Annotated in this window: 15 protein-coding genes; 12 read left to right on the top strand and 3 right to left on the bottom strand. The window is 54.1% G+C overall.

All coding sequences use genetic code 11. The features are described from left to right. Position 1: 1 nt before the first annotated feature. On the bottom strand, positions 2–2518 hold the full coding sequence (locus OEZ10_13985; protein ID MDH5634079.1) for a PAS domain S-box protein: 2517 nt from the start codon (positions 2516–2518) through the stop codon (positions 2–4). Between the two features lie 339 nt (positions 2519–2857). Between OEZ10_13985 and OEZ10_13980 the strand changes: the two genes are divergently transcribed. The 5 genes from OEZ10_13980 (at position 2858) to OEZ10_13960 (ending at position 8679) form a co-directional block, all read left to right on the top strand. Beyond that, positions 2858–3775, top strand: coding sequence for an amidohydrolase family protein (locus tag OEZ10_13980; GenBank protein MDH5634078.1), 918 nt, complete (start codon positions 2858–2860; stop codon positions 3773–3775). A gap of 148 nt (positions 3776–3923) precedes the next feature. Next, positions 3924–4709: a DNA/RNA non-specific endonuclease gene (locus OEZ10_13975; GenBank protein MDH5634077.1), complete on the top strand. Its 786-nt coding sequence runs from the start codon at positions 3924–3926 to the stop codon at positions 4707–4709. Between the two features lie 161 nt (positions 4710–4870). After that, positions 4871–6364, top strand: a complete 1494-nt coding sequence (locus OEZ10_13970) for a phospholipase D family protein (GenBank protein ID MDH5634076.1) — start codon at positions 4871–4873, stop codon at positions 6362–6364. A gap of 117 nt (positions 6365–6481) precedes the next feature. Continuing rightward, positions 6482–7975, top strand: a complete 1494-nt coding sequence (locus OEZ10_13965) for a YdiU family protein (GenBank protein MDH5634075.1) — start codon at positions 6482–6484, stop codon at positions 7973–7975. 191 nt (positions 7976–8166) lie between these two features. Then, positions 8167–8679, top strand: a complete 513-nt coding sequence (locus tag OEZ10_13960) for a heme-binding protein (protein ID MDH5634074.1) — start codon at positions 8167–8169, stop codon at positions 8677–8679. Positions 8680–8738: 59 nt separating this feature from the next. Here the strand turns inward: OEZ10_13960 and OEZ10_13955 are convergent, their stop codons facing one another. Continuing rightward, positions 8739–9146, bottom strand: a complete 408-nt coding sequence (locus tag OEZ10_13955; GenBank protein MDH5634073.1) for a hypothetical protein — start codon at positions 9144–9146, stop codon at positions 8739–8741. A gap of 210 nt (positions 9147–9356) precedes the next feature. Between OEZ10_13955 and OEZ10_13950 the strand changes: the two genes are divergently transcribed. From OEZ10_13950 to OEZ10_13935, 4 genes are all read left to right on the top strand, one after another. Further along, positions 9357–10223: a tetratricopeptide repeat protein gene (locus OEZ10_13950; protein ID MDH5634072.1), complete on the top strand. Its 867-nt coding sequence runs from the start codon at positions 9357–9359 to the stop codon at positions 10221–10223. 409 nt (positions 10224–10632) lie between these two features. Then, entirely contained in the window at positions 10633–12198 is a 1566-nt protein-coding gene (locus OEZ10_13945) for an ATP-binding protein (protein ID MDH5634071.1), read from the top strand. Positions 12199–12316: 118 nt separating this feature from the next. Beyond that, positions 12317–14551 (top strand): NADP-dependent isocitrate dehydrogenase, encoded by a 2235-nt coding sequence (locus OEZ10_13940; GenBank protein ID MDH5634070.1) that lies wholly within the window; start codon positions 12317–12319, stop codon positions 14549–14551. 80 nt (positions 14552–14631) lie between these two features. Continuing rightward, positions 14632–15705, top strand: coding sequence for a putative zinc-binding peptidase (locus OEZ10_13935; protein MDH5634069.1), 1074 nt, complete (start codon positions 14632–14634; stop codon positions 15703–15705). Here the strand turns inward: OEZ10_13935 and OEZ10_13930 are convergent. Further along, positions 15702–16451: a peptidase gene (locus OEZ10_13930; protein ID MDH5634068.1), complete on the bottom strand. Its 750-nt coding sequence runs from the start codon at positions 16449–16451 to the stop codon at positions 15702–15704. The two genes, OEZ10_13935 and OEZ10_13930, sit on opposite strands and share 4 nt — an antisense overlap. A gap of 145 nt (positions 16452–16596) precedes the next feature. Here OEZ10_13930 and OEZ10_13925 point away from each other — a divergent pair, with 145 nt between their 5' ends. From OEZ10_13925 to OEZ10_13915, 3 genes are all read left to right on the top strand, one after another. Next, positions 16597–18042 carry a circularly permuted type 2 ATP-grasp protein gene (locus OEZ10_13925; GenBank protein MDH5634067.1) on the top strand — a complete coding sequence of 482 codons (1446 nt, stop codon included), beginning with the start codon at positions 16597–16599 and terminating at the stop codon, positions 18040–18042. A 1-nt stretch (position 18043) separates the two neighbouring features. Next, positions 18044–18973 (top strand): alpha-E domain-containing protein, encoded by a 930-nt coding sequence (locus tag OEZ10_13920; protein ID MDH5634066.1) that lies wholly within the window; start codon positions 18044–18046, stop codon positions 18971–18973. 212 nt (positions 18974–19185) lie between these two features. Beyond that, positions 19186–20148 (top strand): ABC transporter substrate-binding protein, encoded by a 963-nt coding sequence (locus OEZ10_13915; protein ID MDH5634065.1) that lies wholly within the window; start codon positions 19186–19188, stop codon positions 20146–20148. Positions 20149–20186 lie beyond the last annotated feature (38 nt).

Here is a 20186-nt window from a genome sequence, read left to right as displayed (position 1 = left end):
CCTAGTGAGCCGTGGGTAATACTATATAAAAGGTTGTGCCTTGACCGGTCGCCGAGTCAAAGCCAATGCTGCCATTCATGCGCTCGGTCAGTTCCTTGCTGATGGCGAGGCCCAGCCCGGTACCGCTGATGCGGCGTGAACTGGAGGCATCGGCCTGGGTGAATTTCTGAAACACCATGGGTTTGAACTTGTCCGGTATGCCAGGTCCTTGATCAGAGACGCTGATCTTCATCGCGCCGTCGCCAAACCAGGAAGAGATAACCACCTGGCCATTCTCCGGCGAGAATTTGATGGCGTTTGATAACAGGTTGGTGAGCACCTGGTTGAAACGATGATCGTCAACCAGCAGGCGGGTGTTGGCATCGTTAAGCCGGGTAACAATCTCGATGTTCTTGTCGCTGCTGTAAATCTTCGCGGACTTGATGCCATGATCGACAAGTTTTGACAGCTTGTGTGGCTTGATGTCGAAATGCATTTTGCCGACAACCGCTTTTTCCAGGTCCAGCAGGTCGTTGATAATGTGGGTGAGCCGCTGGGAATTGTTATTGGCAATGGTAAGCAGAGATCGTACGTCATCATTGATCTCGCCCAGCGTGCCATGCAGGGTCAGCGCCAACGCGCCGGAAATGGAAGTGAGCGGGGTGCGCAGTTCGTGACTGACAGTGGATATAAATTCACTCTTGAGTTTCTCAACGCGGTCACGCTCGGTAACGTCACGGACGATGGCGACAAACATGTTGTTGTCGCCATCTTTAAGCAGGTTGACCGTGACATCTACGGGAAGTATATCGCCGTTTTTCTTCCGGTGACTGGCGGGAACAGTCTGTGGAAACATCCCCGGGTTATCACCGGCTGACGCCCAGAACGCATTAAGCTCGTCACGGTTTATGACATCACCACCATTGAGATCATGGATGCTGATAGCGAGAAGTTCTTCATGGCTGTAGCCGGTTTGCAGGCTGGCAGCGTGATTTACGTCGATGATGCGGCCATCCTGGTCGTGAATGTAAATGGCATCACCGGCATGTTCAAATACCGAGCGAAAACTGTCTTCGCTTTGACGAAGTTTTTCCTGCGCCAGTTTTTGTGGCGTAACATCCAGTTCGATGGCAAGAAAGCCCTGGAAACTGCCGTTCGAATCAAAAATCGGGTTGCAGTCTATACGTATCCAGTAGGGCGTGCCGGCCTTGGTGTAATTGATTACATCGGCATTGAACGCCAGGCGTTGCTCCAGCGCCTGGCGCATAGTCGTGACTGTTTTTGTATCGGTATCGGGACCTTGCAAAAAGTCGCCTGGCTTCCGGCCGCGGACTTCCTCGGCGGAGTAGCCGGTTATTCGGGTGAAGCCATCGTTGACCCAGTCAATGCAGCCCGACTTGTCAGTGATGATAACCGCGTTGGTGGTCTGGCTGGCTACCCGCGAGAGCCGGGTAAGCGGCCGCGCCACCCATTGGCTGGCCACCGAGGACAGCAGCAATCCGGCCAGCGTGATCGCAGCAAGAAATACAAACAGGTTGCGGCTGTGTTGCTGCAGGTCTGAAACAACCGGTTCGGCGAGGTATTCGATAGCTATCTGAATGGGCTGATTATGCACGGTAATGATGGAAGAGGCCCGGTAATGCCCGTTGCTCCAGCGCACCATGGCCGGCAAGTCATTCACCGGTAGCCACAGGTCTACGCCATATTCCGTGCTCTGAAACTCCCCTGCCGTCGAAGTGTTGGAAAGCTTGCCGATATCGGCCAGTACGCCAGCACTATCATGAAGCAGCCTGATGCCGGTGAAATCGTCGACTGGTATTGTCTTCAGCAGTTCCCGGGCTGACGCCGGGTCAACATATGGAATCTTCGACAGTGATAACTCGATGTGCCGAAGCCGGTCATGCAGGCGAACGGCCAGTTCATTTTCCTTTGTTTGTCTGTGAGCATGACTCTCGTGAAGTATCGGGATACTGCTTGATAATATGATAATCAGCAGCAAGACATAAAACAGAAAATTCGACAGCTGGTTCTGGTCAAGAAAGTGGATCGACGTCTGATCGTGTTTGTGCCTGATGCTGAAGTTGATCAAGCTGGCGATAAGCGCGTTAAATACTCCGTTCACCGCCTGCTTGAACGCGATCAGCGTAGTTGCTTCCCAGGTCATGTCGATAATGCCACGGTAGAAAATCAGTACCAGCGGCGTGCCGATAAACAGCCAGTAGAACAGGTCGGTCAGGACCAGGTTCTTCCAGCCCCGTTTGTACAGTACGCCGACAACAGTGGCCTCAACGCAGAAAATCAGCAACGCGTAGGGATGTCCCCAAAGTACCAGCGTGTAGAGTCCGCCGATCAGGCTGACCATGATTGCCGGGCCAGTGCCCAGCAACGGGACGGCGATCATGACGGCAATGGAGCCGAAAATTATGCTGACGCCGAAAAACAACGGCAGGCTGGCCATGGTGCCGAGAAAGGCAAGCGCGCCGAGAGCGGCAGTCAGAAAAATGAGGCGGGCCGGATGAAGGAAATATATTGATGCCATGTTGCCTATGTTTTCGGAACCAGGTGAAATGGTATGAAGCCAGGCGCCCCGGGGTTTTGTTGTCGCAACAACCTGGTTTTGCTTGTTAGGTGTTGTCGCGTTAAGTACCTGTAACTGAAAACAAACCTAGCACAGTTTTTTCCTAATCACTACTTATATAAGACTTTCAAATCACAAGGTAAAATTTGTATTCTTTACGACAGGTTTGCCTTGCCGGATTTGACTGGAATAATGCCTGGGCCTGGCGGTGGTATGGTTTAATACCATACTTAATTAAAGTATAAGATTGAACCGGTCGGACGACTCTATGGAGTGCAAGCCGGGAAAGGTGGTTCCAGAGTGAGAATCGTCTTTGCCATCCGAATGATGGTACAACTGGTAAAGTATTTCCTTGTTCGTACACGCTGGGGACGCGTACTGGGGTTTTTGAGCCTGCCCCTTTTACTGCTGCTGTTGGTGCTCTGGCAACCCGTTCACGAGCCGCCGATATTTGACGCCCAGGTGCATTACAACGAAGAAGCCTGGTCGCGCGTATCACCTGAAGCCATCATGAACGGTGTTGAGGATATAAACATACCGTGGATGCTGGTGGGCAGCACGCCCAACGAGGGTACCTGGAAGTTATACGCGCGCAACCCGGCGCGGGTGATCCCGATGCTGGTGCCGGGTGATAGCCGCGAACACCGTGAAACCTGGCCCGGTGACCCGGCCATGCCGGCCTACATTGAGGCCGAACTGGCGCGCCGGCCCTACCGCGGCCTGGGTGAATTATTTCTTTTTGACGTCGATGCCAAGACGCCGGTGGCCAGGCAGGTGTTGGCGTTGGCGGCAAACCGGCGACTGGTATTCCACACCCGTTCTGACCCGCCGGCGATTCGCCATATCTTCACGGCGCAACCATCGTTGCGGGTGCTGTGGGCCCATGCCGGTGTCGACGTCTCGCCAGAACGGGTCAGCCAGTTGCTGGATTATTATCCCAACCTGTGGGTGGAGCTTTCCCACCGTCGCAGTGTTGCGCCGCAGGGTGAGCTGAACCCGGAGTGGAAAGCGTTAATGCTGCGTCACCCGGACCGGGTGCTGCTCGGCAGCGGCACCTATACCAGCCACTACTGGTACAAGGTGCGCACGTACATGAGCGACTACCGCGACTGGCTCAAGGAGTTACCCGAGGACGTGGCCGAGAATATCGCCTGGCGAAACGGTGCCATGCTGTTTGATTTGCCGGTTCCCAATACATCCAGTCCGCGTCGCCATTAAGCAACGCAAGACGGCCTGTATCCCCCCCCCGAATGTAATGTGCTGTAGGCAGCATTAGACAAAATACTTAAACTCATTAAAGTATTGAGGTATTCACCGAATTCAATAACTCATGGTCCAGGGACGGACGCAGGGTGCGAGACTGCGTATGCGAACGTTTTCCCGGGTGCTGGTGTTATGGCTTTGTTGCTGGCTTTCGCCCGCCGTGGCCGAAACGCCGCTTCCCCCGCCGTTGCCCGAACCGGCGCAGGCTTGTCATGAGCACATACGGTATGGCTTGCCCGGGCCGGCACCGGTGTTGTTATGCCGCCAGGGCTACCTGCTCGCATACGATCCGCAGCACAAGATTGCGCGCTGGACCGCGTATCACTTGACCCGTGAAAAAGTGGAGGCGCGCGTCGTCCGTCGCCAGGACAGTTTTCGGGAAGATGCCGATGTTCCGGCGCAGCAGCGATCCACGTTGCGGGACTATCGTCGATCGGGATTTGATCGTGGCCACATGGTACCGGCAGCGGCCATGCGCTGGAGCGAGCGGGCCATGAGTGAAAGCTTCCTGCTCACCAATATGGCACCGCAGGTGGGCATTGGTTTTAACCGCCACATCTGGAAAGAACTGGAAGCACTGGTGCGGACCTGGGCCGCTGCACGCCAGGAAGTGTATGTTGTTACCGGCGCTATTGTTGAACCGGGGGCGGCGACAATCGGGGAAGGCAAAGTGACCATACCTTCGCATTTTTACAAGGTTATCTTTGATCCCGTGCGTGTGGACGTAATCGCGTTCCTGCTCCCAAACCGGAAACTGGATACCCGGGACCTGCCCAACTACCGGCTCAGCGTCGATGAACTGGAACAGCGCACACAACTGGATTTTCTGAGCGAATTGCCGGATGAGATTGAAGACCGGATAGAAAGTATCGCTGCTGTTATGTGGTAACGAGTGTGACTGCAGGGGAACACTAATAATTATTGTACCTATCACGAAACCGGTGCTGCCGGCATTTCTGTATTCAAAAGTCGTCGGCATGGGTCTATAGTAGGGTGGCTGTATGCCTGGGTAAACGCTGGACCAACCGCTGTTCGCCAGGAGAATATCGCATGCCTTTATTGTTGATCAGGATGGTTCTGGCCTGGCTGTTGTTGCTGACAACGGCCGTTGCCGTTGCTGCACCACGGGACATGGAGCAGGTGTACCAGGAAATCGCCCGGCATCCCGATCAATCCGGCGTATACGTACTTGATCGAGGCGAGCAAGCACTGCTGGCGCGAGCCTGGCTGGCGGATCATGCGCGCCAGTCCATCGAGGTACAGTATTTCATCTGGAGTACGGATAACATCGGCGTACTCGCCAGCGAGGCGCTGCTGCGTGCCGCCGGGCGCGGCGTGAAGGTTCGCGTTATTGTCGACGACCTGATGATCGATGCGCCCGACAAAAGTTTGCTGGCACTGGCTTTGCACCCCAACATAGATATTCATATTTACAACCCGCGCCATTCTGTCGGTACGCCCTGGTACAAACGTTTGATCAATGTGACCACTGACTTTCGTGGCGTCAACCAGCGCATGCACGACAAGACATTTATTGTTGATGGCCGTATCGCCATTGTCGGCGGTCGTAACATGGCCGACGAATATTATGACTATGACCAGGAATACAACTTCCGTGATCGCGATGCGCTGGTACTGGGCAAAGTGGTCCAGGATATTGTCGCCAGCTTCGAGCGGTTCTGGAGTCACCCGTTAAGCGTACCGGTGCAGCAACGGTTTAACGGTTTGGGGTTGTTCAAAAAGCATGTCAGCGTCAACGACGATGAAGTAAAAACCATTTACCGCGAGCTCCATGACTATGCGCACGCTCCTGATAATTTCAAACCGGAAGTGCGTGATGCCATCAGCAGTATACCGGAAGCATTTGACCGGCTGGCGCGGGAAATAGTCTGGACCGATGTGTATTTCATCTGCGACCTGCCGGGAAAAAACAGCAAGAGGATAGCGCTCAGTGGCGGTGGTGCGGCAACCACGGCGTTGGTATCCATGTTTGCCGAAGCCAGGAAACGTATCACCATACAGTCGCCTTACCTGGTGCTGTCCGATGAAGCATTTGCGTTGTTCCGCCAGGCCCGGAAGCGTGGTGTGCAAATACGTATCAGCACCAACTCCCTGGCCTCAACCGACAACATGATGGCATTCAGCGGCTATCGTAATCAGCGCAGGAAATTGATCAAGCTGGGTGTCGAGGTGTTCGAATACAGGCCGGATCCGGAGATCCGGCAGCAGTTGCTGGAGCGCTACCCGGTGTACGCAAGGAAACCACCGGTGTTTGCCATTCATGCCAAGACCATGGTGGTGGACGGTGATACCGTGTTTATTGGTACCTACAATCTTGATCCACGATCTGAAAATCTCAATACCGAGGTCGGCCTGGTGGTAAGTCACGCGCCGCTGGCTGCGGCTGTCGAAAAGCTTATCGAAGTCGATATGTTGCCCGAGAACAGCTGGCCTGCGCGAGACAGGCCCGACAGCGAAGCCGGGCTGGCAAAACGAATGAAGGTCAAGCTGTTGCAGCTAATGCCGATCAAGCCTTTGTTATAACGATTACCGGGTTGCCACTGCTCAGCAAAAGACCCCTCGATCTGTGTCGCATCGTCATCATGGCGCGCGTTATGGCATAGAATGGATCTGAATAATTCTCGTGCGACCAGGTTCATCATGAAGCCCATTACTTTTTCCAACCATTACGCCGCCCTGGGCGACGCGTTTTTTCAGCGAGTTGATCCGACAACCGTTCAGCAACCGGGCCTGATCAGGCTGAATCGCGAGCTGGCCGCGCAACTGGGCATGGATGTGGACAGCGTGCCGGATGCGGACTGGGCAGAGATGTTCGCCGGTAACCGTATTCCCGAGGGTGCCGAGCCGCTGGCCATGGCTTACGCTGGCCACCAGTTTGGTCATTTCGTACCGCAACTGGGCGATGGCCGGGCAATATTGCTCGGCGATGTGGAGATGCCGGGTGGCGCAGTTCAGTCAATCCAGCTAAAGGGATCGGGGCAGACCGCCTTTTCCCGCAATGGCGATGGCCGCGCCGCGCTGGGCCCGGTGCTGCGTGAATACCTGCTCAGTGAAGCCATGCATGCCCTGGGTGTGCCGACGACGCGGGCGCTGGCGGCTGTTACTACCGGCGAAGAGGTGGCGCGTGAACGGCTGTTGCCGGGCGGCGTCATTACCCGCGTAGCAAGGAGCTTCGTGCGGGTCGGCACGTTCCAGTATTTTGCCGCCCGGGGCGAGACCGCGCAGGTCAGAAACCTGGCTGACCATATTATCGAGACAATATATCCTGGTGCTGCCGACGCGGAGAATGAATACCTGGCCTTGTTGCAACAGGTAGTGACCGCACAGGCCGAACTTATCGCCCGCTGGATGCAACTGGGCTTTATTCATGGCGTCATGAATACCGACAACATGTCGGTGGCCGGCGAGACTATTGATTACGGCCCGTGTGCGTTCATCGATGGCTATACGCATCACCGGGTATTCAGTTCCATCGACCGCAACGGGCGCTATGCCTACAGCCAGCAACCGTCCATTGGCTTGTGGAACCTGGCGCGCCTGGCCGAGGCGTTGTTGCCGCTACTGGCGGATGATGCCGACACTGCCGTCGCCCGTGCTGAATCGGTGCTGGATACGTATGCTGATACTTATAATAAGGCCTGGCTTGCCGGCATGCGTGCCAAGCTTGGCATCATCACTGATGTTGAAGAATCGATCCAGGCCAGTGACAAGGCGCTGGTCGATGCGTTACTGGATGTAATGGACGGGCAAGCGGCGGACTTTACGCTGGTGTTCAGTCGCTTGTCGCGGCTCGATGCCACGCCTTCGGTACAGGATGACGCCTTGCGCGAACTGTTCGCCAATACCCGTCAACTGGACCGCTGGCTGGAACAATGGCGTGAACGCCTGGGTCGGCAGGCCGTTACCGACGAAGTTCGTCAACAGTCCATGCAGGCGGTTAACCCGCTGGTAATACCGCGGAATCACCAGGTCGAAGCTGCCATTCGCGCAGCGGAGGATGATGGTGATTTTTCCGTGTTTAATGAGTTGCATGACGTATTGGCTATGCCGTTTACGGTGCCGGCCGGCAAGGAGTATTATCAAAATCCCCCCGCTCCTGAACAAGAGGTTCGCCACACCTTTTGCGGTACCTGATGACTGTTGAGCTTGTATCAAAACGTGTCAATTCCCTGATCCGCGTCAAGGCAATGATTTTCATCATGGTCAACATTGCCGGGTGATGCGGTGCCCGGCTGCAGCCTGGTTGGCGGGACAGGAAATACCGGGCTGGTTGTTGCAACGTGGTAATTGCAACTTCGTTACTGGCAAACAAATAGTGATGAGGTATGACAATGATTCAAAGACTGCTGTTTGGATCAACAAGTGTACTCTTGCTCGGCACGTTACTGCAGGTGGGGCATGCCGCTGACGTTGTAACCGACAAGAGCATCGGTATGGAACTGGCGCGCGATATCGCCAATGAAACCATCGTGGCATGTCGCCAGGATGGTTATCACGTTTCCGTAGTCGTGGTGGATCGTCATGGCCTGGTCAGGGCATCACTGCGTGATGATGCCGCGTCACGATTCACCCTGGAAATAGCCGAACGCAAGGCCAACCTCAGTGTCATGGCCTGGACTGACAGTGGCACGTTTGCCAAGGCCCGCCAGGACATTCGCCCGGAGCTCAATCACATCGACGGCATTATCGTCATGACTGGCGGCATCAGGATTGTTGCCGGTGGTTATAATATTGGCGCCGTGGGTGTCAGTGGTGCGCCGGGTGGCGAAAAGGATGAAGCCTGCGCGAAAAAGGCCCTGAAAAAACTTACCGAGCGCATTGAGTTTGCAGTGGAATAAAAAACAGTTCCGGCGAGCGAAATAATGCTCGCCGGAATCAGCCTGGTGCCGGAAAACAATCAGGCAATATCAGCGTTGGTAATCATGCGCGATACCGTCACCGTCGGGTTGCAGGTGAGATATTCATTGACCTTGTTCAGTCTCGGATAGGTTTTGAATAATGACTTCATGGTGTTGGTGAAATCACTGGAGTTCGTCCATTCCTCCACCCACAACACCTGGAAACTGTCTGTATTTTTGGGAATGGTTTGCGTAACCCGGATGCATGACGGATGCGCTGCCTTGATGGGAAACGCGATCTCGCGGGTCAGCGCCAGGTATTGTTTGCGTGCCTCTTCATCTTTCAGGGTGCACAGCAGTGTAATCATGCTGTGATTGCCGTTGCCGGTATCCGGTGACTGGTTAAACACTTCGGCTGCCGCCGGAATGGTATCGCAGGATGGATCTGATTTTTGGGTGGTACTCATTCTTCCCCCTTTTCATTCACAAATGTTGAACGGAAATCCACCTGAAATGGCAGAGGTGGAGGAAACGAGAACTGCGCCGCGAACAGGCTGCGGTACTGCGGGTTGAGCGGTAAACTATAGCATAGATCCGGTACAAGGCACGGCCAGGTTGCAGGTTTTGGCCACACGATGCGTACCTGTAATTAGATGTTAAAAATCAGGAGTATTGGCATGACGCAGGCATTGGTCTTCGAGGTGGGTGAATCCGGGTTCGACAAGTACGTTATTGAAAATTCCCGCAAGGCGCCGGTGCTGGTTGAGTTCATGGGCATGTGGTCCGAGCCGTGCATTGTTATGGCCGATGCTATTCACAGCCTGGCGCAGGAATTTGCCGGCCAGTTTGTTTTTGCCAAGGTGGATATTGACGAGCAGGCGGGCCTGCGCGACCGGTTTGGCATCACCAATATGCCAACCTTGCTGGTATTCCAGGAAGGAGCGGAGTCATTCAGGCAGGAAGGCGAGATGCAGGCAGCGGAATTGCGCCTGCTGCTGAAAGGTGTGGGCGTATTCAGTGAGGCCGATGAATTGCGCCAACAGGCGCGCACCAGGCACCTGTCCGGCGATACTGCCGGCGCGATTGTGCTGTTGGCCGAGGCCATCAAGAAGCACCCGGGCAATACGCAGGTGGCCATGGATATGGTGCAGATATTTATTGATATCGGCGAAACTGAACAGGCCGCCGGGTTGTTCAATCGATTGCCGGACCCGGACAAGAACAGCGATATGGGCAAGTCGCTCATTGGTCAATTGACCTTTGCCGCGTTGGCTGCAAAAACTGAAGGCATTGATGCGCTGACGGCGCGATTGGCTCAGAACGTCGATGACCATGACGCCCGGTTTGACCTCGCCGTGTGCCAGGTGGCGGGCCATGACTACAACGGCGCGATGGACTCCCTGTTCGGGCTGCTGGAGCTGGAACCGGGGTATAAAAATGGCGCCGCCAGGGAAATGATCATCACTGTCTCCAGCATGCTGGCGCCTAATGACCCGGAACGCGCAGCGGCCTATCGTCAGCGACTGGCCAGTCTCCTGAACTAATCCTCGAATTGAGCCGGCTCTCTTCGCCCGTGTACAGCGGGCTTCGCTGTGCTGCGTGACCAATCCAGAGGTCAAGCCAGGCTGTGGCTGACTGTTTTAGCCTGCCGAAAAAACCGATGCAAAAAAGCATTGATTTGGATGTGTTCTTTGGTCCGCGCTCGGGCAGGATAATAATAGGTAAACGAATATCTACGCATAGTCGGAATGTTTTGAATAGACAGCAAAAGTATGGAAAAATTAATCCGTAACAAATGCATGTGTTTCAAAACTTTGCAGGATTATTGCTGAGGAGCGAATTACACAATACTAACAAAAATTATATATCATATATGGATCCGGAATCCGGCGTGACCGAAAGTGATCCATATGAGAGCGACGCGGTACATTTGTGTCTAGATTAATACCGAACATGTTTTGGCCCGGTAGCAAGCTCCGACCGGCTTATGCCTGGGTGGGCTTCAGCCTTGCCGCCATCTTGCTCTTCGCTGTTGGCGCCATGTTGCAAACCAGCCTGTCCGGATGGCACGGACTTAGTTACCCCTTGCATTCCTTTATGGAAACGATCGGAGCGGTCAGCGCGGTCACAACGGCAATGCTGATGTTCCAGATGCAGTGTTTTGATCGTTTGCCGCGTTATTTTATCTGGATAGTGATCGCCTTGACCATGAAAGGCATACTGGATGGCGCCCATGCCGCTGTTCTGCCGGGCGATGCATTTATCTGGCTGCATAGCTTGTCGATGTTGTTGGGCGGCCTTTTATTCGGGGCGGTGTGGCTGCCGACCGGTTTCCTGGATCAGAAAATACGCCGTGTCTTGCTTGCTATTGCCACAACCGTGGTGCTGCTGATCGGTCTGGGCTCTTTAATGTATCCAGAGTCTGTACCGGTCATGTCCGAAGCTCACTCTTTTACACTGGCGGCCGATCTCATGAATATTGTCGGTGGCCTGGGATTTTTCGTTGGCATGATCTTTTTCATCCTGGCGCACAGCCGCAATGAATCGGACCAGTATGGTGAAAATTATCCGAACAGGCACCTGGTTTTCGCGATCCTCAGCCTGTTATTCGGCTTCGCCGGCATCATGTTTGAGCATTCCCGTATCTGGGGTGCAACCTGGTGGTGGTGGCACTTTCTGAGTCTGGCCGCATACCTGCTGGTGCTGGGTTACTTTATGCTGTTATTCCGCCAGCAACAGGAAGTATTGCAAAACAACCAGGTTAGCCTGACCAACAATAATCTGGAGCTGGAGCGCAAGGTGGCCGCCCGTACCCGGGACTTGCAGAAAGCCAATGAAGCCAAGTCCGGGTTTCTTGCCCACATGAGTCACGAATTGCGAACGCCGCTGAACGCAATGATGGGTTTTACCCAGTTGCTGGAACTCGACGAGGACCAGTTTTCACCAAGTCAGCGTGAGGCGGTCAAGGAAATACTCCTTGCCGGAAACCATCTGTTGTTACTGGTCAATGAAATACTGGATCTGGCAAAAATCGAGGCCGGCAAAACCGATATCAGGATGGACCAGGTACAGCTCAGCGAGGTGTTGAAGGAATCCATTACCCTGACGCGACCGGCGGCGCAGTTGCGTCATATCGAGGTCATCGACAATGTTTCCATGTTTGACTACGTGGTTTTCGCAGACCCGTTGCGGTTGAAGCAGGTCCTGGTAAACCTGATATCCAATGCTATCAAGTATAATCGCCTGTATGGCGCAGTAAGCCTGGACGCAAAGGTGACTGGCAGCGGTCGTATCGTAATCCGGGTGAGTGATACCGGTGAGGGTATAACCGCTGACGAGATTCGCAGGTTATTTGTTCCGTTCGAGCGTTTGAATGCCAGCGAAGCGATTGAGGGTTCCGGTATTGGCCTGGTCATCACGCGCCACCTGGTAGAACTGATGGCGGGCGATATTGGTGTGGAAAGTGCCAGGGGCAGGGGCAGTACGTTCTGGATTGAATTGAATCTCCTCCAGGCCTGACGAACGCCGGGTTGTCCTGCCCCGCGCCTGCCCGGGTGCGTGAACCGATTCCCGGAATCTCCTATAATCGCCTGCTTCCGGGCGCACGCCCTTTATCTTGCAGACGAGAGAACAAGTCATGTCAGCTTCGACCATTTATTACACCAGGACCGATGAAGCACCGGCGCTGGCGACCTATTCATTCTTGCCCATCATCCAGGCCTTTACCGGTGCCACCGGTATTGTTGTCGAAACCCGCGATATTTCCCTGGCTGGCCGTATTCTTGCCAATTTCCCGGAAAACCTGGCCGATGATCAGCGTGTCGCCGATGCCTTGTCGGAACTGGGCGACCTGGCCAAGACCCCGGACGCCAACATTATCAAGCTGCCCAATATCAGTGCATCGGTGCCACAGCTGACAGCCGCGATCAAGGAACTGCAATCCCAGGGCATCAACATTCCGGACTACCCGGCGGCGCCCGCCAATGACGAAGAAGCCGCCATCAAGGCGCGTTACGCAAAGGTGCTGGGCAGCGCTGTGAACCCGGTGCTGCGTGAAGGCAATTCCGATCGCCGGGTTGCCGCGGCAGTAAAGAGCTATGCCAAAAAGCATCCTCACAGCATGGGCGCGTGGTCAGCCGATTCGCGCTCGCATGTGGCGTCCATGACTGACGGTGATTTTCATGGCAGTGAGCAGTCCGTGGTTATGGAGGCAGCCGGCAAGCTTCGCATTGAACTGGTTGCCGGTGGCGCTACCACGGTATTGAAAGATAGCCTGGCTGTGCAGGCCGGTGAAGTGGTGGACGCATCGGTCATGAGCGTGACCAGGCTGCGCGCGTTCTTTGAACGGGCCATCAATGATGCTGCCAGTGATGATGTGCTGCTGTCACTACATATGAAGGCCACCATGATGAAGGTGTCCGATCCCATTATCTTTGGTCACGCAGTAAGCGTGTTCTACCGTGAGCTGTTCGAAAAGCACGCCGACACGTTTGCGCGCCTGGGCGTCAACCCGCGTAACGGTTTTGGTGATGTTGTTGCGAAAATCAGCGAGCTGCCCGATGTCGAACGGCAACAGGTCGAGCAGGACATTAACGCGATTTATGCTTCTAGACCCGCGCTGGCGATGGTGGATTCCGACAAGGGTATTACCAACCTGCACGTACCCAGTGACGTGATTATTGATGCGTCAATGCCGGCAGCGATTCGTTCATCGGGAAAAATGTGGGGACCCGATGGCAAGTTAAAAGATACCAAGGCGATGATTCCTGATCGCAACTATGCCGGTGTTTACCAGGCCACGATCGAATACTGCAAGCAACACGGCGCGTTTGACCCGGCGACCATGGGTGATGTCAGCAATGTTGGCCTGATGGCGCAAAAGGCCGAGGAGTACGGATCGCACGACAAGACATTTGAAATTGCCGCTGCCGGTGTTGTGCGTGTTGTTGATGACAGCGGCAACATGCTCATGGAGCACGCGGTGGAAGCCGGTGATATCTGGCGCATGTGCCAGACCCGGGATCTGCCCATTCGCGACTGGGTCAAGCTGGCGGTAACGCGTGCGCGCCTGACCGGTCAGCCGGCTATTTTCTGGCTTGATGAAAACCGTGCCCATGATGCCCGCCTCATTACCAAGGTGAACACATACCTCAAGGATCACGATACAACCGGCCTTGATATCCGCATCATGTCACCGGTTGATGCCACCCGCTTTACCTGTGAGCGATTGACGCGCGGCGAGGATACGATTTCAGTAACCGGCAACGTCTTGCGTGATTATCTTACCGACCTGTTCCCCATACTTGAGCTGGGCACCAGCGCCAAGATGTTGTCTATCGTGCCACTGTTGGCCGGTGGCGGCTTGTTTGAAACCGGTGCCGGTGGCTCCGCTCCCAAGCATGTGCAGCAGCTGTTGGAAGAAAACCATTTGCGCTGGGATTCGCTGGGCGAGTTCCTGGCGCTGGCCGTGTCCATTGAGGACCTGGCCATCAAGACCGGCAACGCCAGGGCGCGGGTGTTGGCAGCGGCACTGGATCAGGCCAACGAACAAATCCTGGATCATGACCGCTCGCCATCGCGCAAGGCCGGCGAGCTGGATACCCGCGGCAGCCATTTTTACCTGGCGCTGTACTGGGCGCAGGCCCTGGCTGCACAGGATGACGATGCCGGGCTGAAGGCGCGGTTTGCGCCGGTAGCAGCACAGCTCGCTACCAATGAACAAAAAATCATAGACGAGCTTGCTGCTGTACAGGGCAAAGCCGTAGACCTGGGTGGTTATTACCGTCCGGACCCGGAAAAGACGGCGGTCGTGATGCGAGCAAGCCAGGAATTCAACAGTATCATGAACCGATTATTGGAGGGTAATGCCTGAGCCCGGGCAGTATTGCTTGCTGACTTCAAATATAGGCGTATTGTGGGCGTGATATATTTTCCGGCATTGCGGGTATTTTTATGATTAATTTTCCCTGTGTCTGTGGTAACACGTTGTATTTTGAAAACAGCCAATGCATGTCATGTGGCCGAAAGCTTGGGTACCTGTCTGATGTTGGCGTATTGTCCGCGCTTGAGCCTGTTGAAGGTACGACCTACCGTGCGTTGAGCAATAACCGGGTATACCGTAGCTGCAGGAATTATCACCAATACGAAGTATGCAACTGGATGATTCCCGGGCAGGATCCAGGGCAGTTATGCCAGTCGTGTCGGTTAAATGAAATAATCCCCAATCTTGCAGAAGGCAACAACATCAAGTTGTGGTACCGGGTCGAAAAAGCCAAGCGGAGATTGCTGTATACCTTGACCAGGCTGGGTTTGCCGGTGCATGACCGTTTGCAAGATCCGGAATCCGGGCTGGCTTTTCGGTTCATGGAAGACGATCCGGCAACCATCGAGTTTCTTGATGAATTATCACCCGATGAGCGCGTAATGACCGGGCACAGCGCCGGCACCATTACCATCAATCTTGCCGAAGCCGATCCGAGTGCGCGCGAGGAAATTCGTGAGCAAATGAACGAGCGTTATCGGACGTTACTGGGTCATTTTCGTCATGAATCAGGTCATTACTATTGGTATCGGTTGATCAGCGGCGGTCGTTGGCTTGACGAATTTCGTGACCTGTTTGGCGATGAGCGCGCCGACTACCAGTCAGCGTTGCAGGATTACTACGCAAACGGACCGTCCAGGGACTGGGCGGAAAGCTGGATCAGCGCTTATGCCTCTGTGCACCCATGGGAAGACTTTGCTGAAACCTGGGCGCATTACCTGCACATGACTGACACCCTGGAAACTGCGCGCCACTACGGTGTGAAGGTTCGGGGCCAGCGGATGGCGGTGATCTCCACCGAGGCGCAGCTGGCATCCGGTTACCGGGTCAGCATGAGTGAACTAATGGATGACTGGGGCAGGTTGACCGAGGCACTCAATGCCATGAGCCGGAGTATGGGTCTGCCGGATACCTACCCGTTTTTCCTGACCGATAAAATAAAAGCCAAGCTCGCAATGATTCATCGGTTGGTTTCAGAGACCTAGTTGTCCCCTTGTTCCGCTTCCCAGTCAAACCGGGGCAGTCGCCCGAATGCCCGTTGCAAGCCTTCGTTCCAGCGTTTTTGCAGCGTTTTGTACAGTGGTGATGCCAGCTTGTAGGAAACATGGCGCGGTGCCAGCAGTGTACCGGCATGATACAGCGCCAGCTCAATCGGTGGACCTACGGAAATATTACTGCGCATGGTTGAATCGAGCGAGACCAGCGCACAGCGCGCCGCGTCATTGATGGAGGTATCCAGGGAAATGATGCGGTCGAGTATCGGTTTGCCGTATTTTGACTCGCCAATTTGCAGGAACGGGCTTTCATCGGAAGCGGTTATATAGTTTCCTTCCGGGTAGACCATGTAGATTTCATGCTCCCTTTCCTTGATCTGGCCGCCGATGATGAAGCTGGCCGCGGCCGAGCCGCCGCTTTTTTCGACGGCTTCCTGGTGTTTTTGTTGTTCCTGGTAACTGATATCACCTATGTAGCCGGCAATATCGAAAAAATGGCTTGCTGTTTTCAGGCTGAAGCCCTGGCGCGGCTTGCCCAGGTCGCGCTGGATCGTATTAATGACTGCTTGTGATGTAGCCAGGTTACCTGCAGTCAGAATGGTGATGATGCGATCATTCTCCCAGGTAAAGCGGAACATTTTGCTCGAGCTGCGGACGTAATCGACCCCGGCATTGGTGCGCGAATCTGAAGCGAAAACAATGCCCTCATTGATCTTGATCGCCAGACAATATGTCATCGTCCCGTCCTCGTGGATTATCAAGTGACCAGTCTGCAAAATTTTTGGATAACTTGTCTACCAAAATCATCAACTGCAGCATCAATTTTACTTTTTTTTGAAACTTGTATAAGGTGGAATTCACTCCATTGAAATCGGTTCGTGTATGGCTATCCGTTGGGGCAAGTACACAACAAAAGAAATTCATGACGAGCTGATTCGTGTTGCCGGCAAGCCACGACCGGTGGCAGCGGATCTTTGCCGGTATCTCAGCCAGCTAAGCGACAAGGAAATCCTTGAATACAAGGAAGCAGCCGCACTTGCCATCCAGGTTATGGGTGTTTCCTTTACTGTCTACAGCGAAGAAGAAGGCTCTATTGACCGGGCCTGGCCCTTTGACCTGATTCCGCGGGTTATTGCGCGGTCAGAATGGCGTCGTATTGAGGCCGGGCTCAAGCAACGGGTGCGCGCCCTTAACCTGTTCATTGATGACCTCTACCATGGACAGAAAATTGTCAGGAGCGGGGTTTTCCCCGCGGAACTCCTTGCTGATTCGGTGAATTTCCGAAAGGAATGTATCGGCGTCAGGCCGCCCGGAAGAATTTGGGCGCATATTTGCGGTTCAGATCTTGTGCGCGATCGCGATGGAACCATGTATGTGCTGGAGGACAACCTGCGGGTGCCGTCCGGTGTGTCATATATGCTGGAAAATCGCCTGGTAATGAAGCGGGTGTTTCCGGACCTGTTTGAGCAGTCCAGCATTCTTCCGGTTGATGATTATACGACACAGCTCCACGATATGCTGGCATCCATGTCACCTCGAAGACTGAAAACACCTGAGGTGGTGGTGCTGACTCCCGGGATATACAACTCCGCCTATTTTGAACACTCTTATCTTGCCCAACAAATGGGTGCCGAACTGGTAGAAGGGCGCGACCTGGTTGTTGAAGACAATATTGTCTATATGCGAACCGTGGAAGGCCTGTCGCGGGTTGATGTTATTTATCGTCGAATTGATGACTTGTTTCTTGATCCTGCTGGATTTGGTACTGATTCAATGCTGGGTGTGCCCGGGCTGCTGGCCGCGTGGAAGGCCGGTAACGTGGCCCTGGTCAACGCGCCCGGCGCCGGTGTGGCCGATGACAAGGTGGTGTATTCCTATGTGCCGGATATTATTAAGTATTATCTTGGCGAAGAACCGATTATTCCCAATGTCCCAACCTGGCGTTGTATCAACAAAAAGGAGCGTGATCACGTTATCGCAAACATTGACAAGCTGGTAGTCAAGCCGGCCAATGAATCAGGCGGTTACGGAATGTTGATTGGCCCTCATTCGACAAAGAAAGAGCAAGACCACTTTGTTAACCTGATAAGGCGCGACCCGAGAAATTATATCGCGCAGCCAATGTTGTCCTTGTCGACAGCGCCGACACTGATTGACAGGCACGTTGAGCCAAGGCACCTGGATTTGCGTCCCTTTATCCTGTCTTCGAGGAAGGATGTTTATGTGACCACCGGTGGTCTTACCCGTGTCGCGTTAAGAAAGGGTTCGACGGTGGTTAACTCATCACAGGGTGGTGGCAGCAAGGACACCTGGATTATCGAGGACTGATATGTTATCGAGAGTGGCGGAAAATCTGTACTGGATGGCGCGCTACAAGGAGCGCGCTGAAAATACTGCACGGCTTATCAACGTAAATACAAACCTTGTGCTGGATCTTCCCGGAAACGCCCACCTCGGCTGGAAGCCGATAATCGATATTCTTGGTGCGGCAGAACAATATTACAGTGACCATGATGATGCGGAAGAACGCAAGGTGTTGCGATACCTGATATCCGATCAGCATAACAGTTTTTCGATTATTCATTCGCTGTCCCTGGCGCGGGAAAACTGTCGCACTATCAGGGATATTGTTCCGAGGGAAGTTTGGGAGTCCATAAATGATGCATACATGTATGCGCGCCAGGATGCACAAAGAGGCGTGACGCGTCGCGGGCGCCATGAGTTCATGCAGGCAATTATCGCGCGGGTTCAGACCATCACCGGCATGATGGCCGGCACCATGCTGCATGATGATGGCTACCAGTTCCTGAAGATGGGTCGAAATCTTGAGCGTGCCGATATGACTACCCGGATAATTGATGTGCGATCGGCCAACCTGCTTGACTACAGTCACGAGGAGTTGACGCCGTTTGAAAATATCCAGTGGATGAGTGTTCTGAAATCATTGACCGCTTACCAGATGTACCGGCGCACCGTCCAGGTTCGGGTCAGTCGTCGCGAAGTGCTCAGGTTCCTGCTGCTTGAGCAACGCTTTCCACGCTCTTTTTACCACACGGTGTCCGAGGTGGAGGGCTGCTTGCAGCAGTTGCCGCGAAATGACATGCCACTGATGCAGTTGGCCAAGGTCAGGAAAAAAGTGCTGAGTGTCAGGGCGAGCAGGTTAAAGCAGGAAAAGCTGCATCAATTTATTGATCAGCTGCAAATGGGCCTGGCCAGGGTGCATGGCGCCATAGATAAATCCTATTTTCTTCACACATAACGCCCATTGGCAGCTTGCATCGGTGGCCGCAATGCCGTCATCTGTTCAACCCGGCGCAGCGAGCCGAATATTGCCGACAGAAAAAAGTAGCATTTGGTCTGGCGCAGTCCGGGTTTCTGGTCAAATTGCCATGTCATTTTTTGTCAAATACCGGGAAAGGGTATAAAAAACCGCTATTGTGCCGATAAGGGTGGATACCTTGAGGCATATTCATGAGCACTTCCCCTAAAAATTTATTCATATTACTGATCGGGTTAATGGTGCTGGGTTGTACGAACCCTGCAGAGCCACCGCTGAGGCTGGGAACCAATGTCTGGCCCGGCTATGAGCCGCTATACCTGGCAAGGGAAATCGGCGCATTGGCGAATAACCGCGTGAAACTTATCGAGTATCCATCGGCAACTGAAGTGATCCGTGCATTTCGAAATGGTTCGCTGGAGCTGGCGTCACTGACGCTCGATGAAGTCTTGCTTTTGCTTCAGGACGGAATCCCGGTCAAGGTGATCCTGGTTCATGATATATCAAATGGTGCAGACGTCATCCTGGCTCGGCAAGGCATCAACTCGATGAAACAGATACGGGGAAAGCGCGTTGCCGTCGAAAGTGGCGCGCTGGGCGCCTATATCCTGGCCAGGGCGCTGGAGCTCAATCATATGAGTTTTGGTGATGTGCAGATCAGGCACCTCGATGTGAATATGCACGAAGCAGCCTTTGACCGAAGCGAGGTGGACGTGGTGGTCAACTTTGAACCGGTGCGAACCCGATTGATTAAAACAGGGGCCAGGGAAGTTTTCAGCAGCCGCGAGATTTACGGAGAAGTCGTAGATGTCCTGGTTGTACACGACAATGTCATGGCACGGCGCGGGCAGGACCTGGAGTATTTGGTGAAAGGCTGGTTTACGGCGCTGAATTATTTCTCCCGGAATCCCAGGGATGCCGCGGCAGTGATGTCGAAAAGGCTCGGTATTGGCGTGGAGGAGATTATCGGCAGTTACCACGGGCTGACTTTGCCATCCACGGAAGAGAACAAGAGCATGCTGGGCGGCGACAAACCGGCATTGGCTGCAACCATAAAACACCTGGAGCGTATATTGCGAACCAACAGGCTTTTACACGCCGGTATCGATACGCAAGATCTGTTTTCAGGTGCATTGTTGCCAGACCCGGTTAAATGAAAGACCGGATATACAGCGCAAGGTTCCTGATTTCTGTT

The sequence above is a fragment of the Gammaproteobacteria bacterium genome (genome assembly GCA_029880545.1).
Lineage (GTDB): Bacteria > Pseudomonadota > Gammaproteobacteria > Acidiferrobacterales > SZUA-150 > JAOUOD01.
The sequence above is the reverse complement of the archived record's forward strand: the minus strand, read 5'-3'. Positions and strand labels throughout refer to the sequence as shown.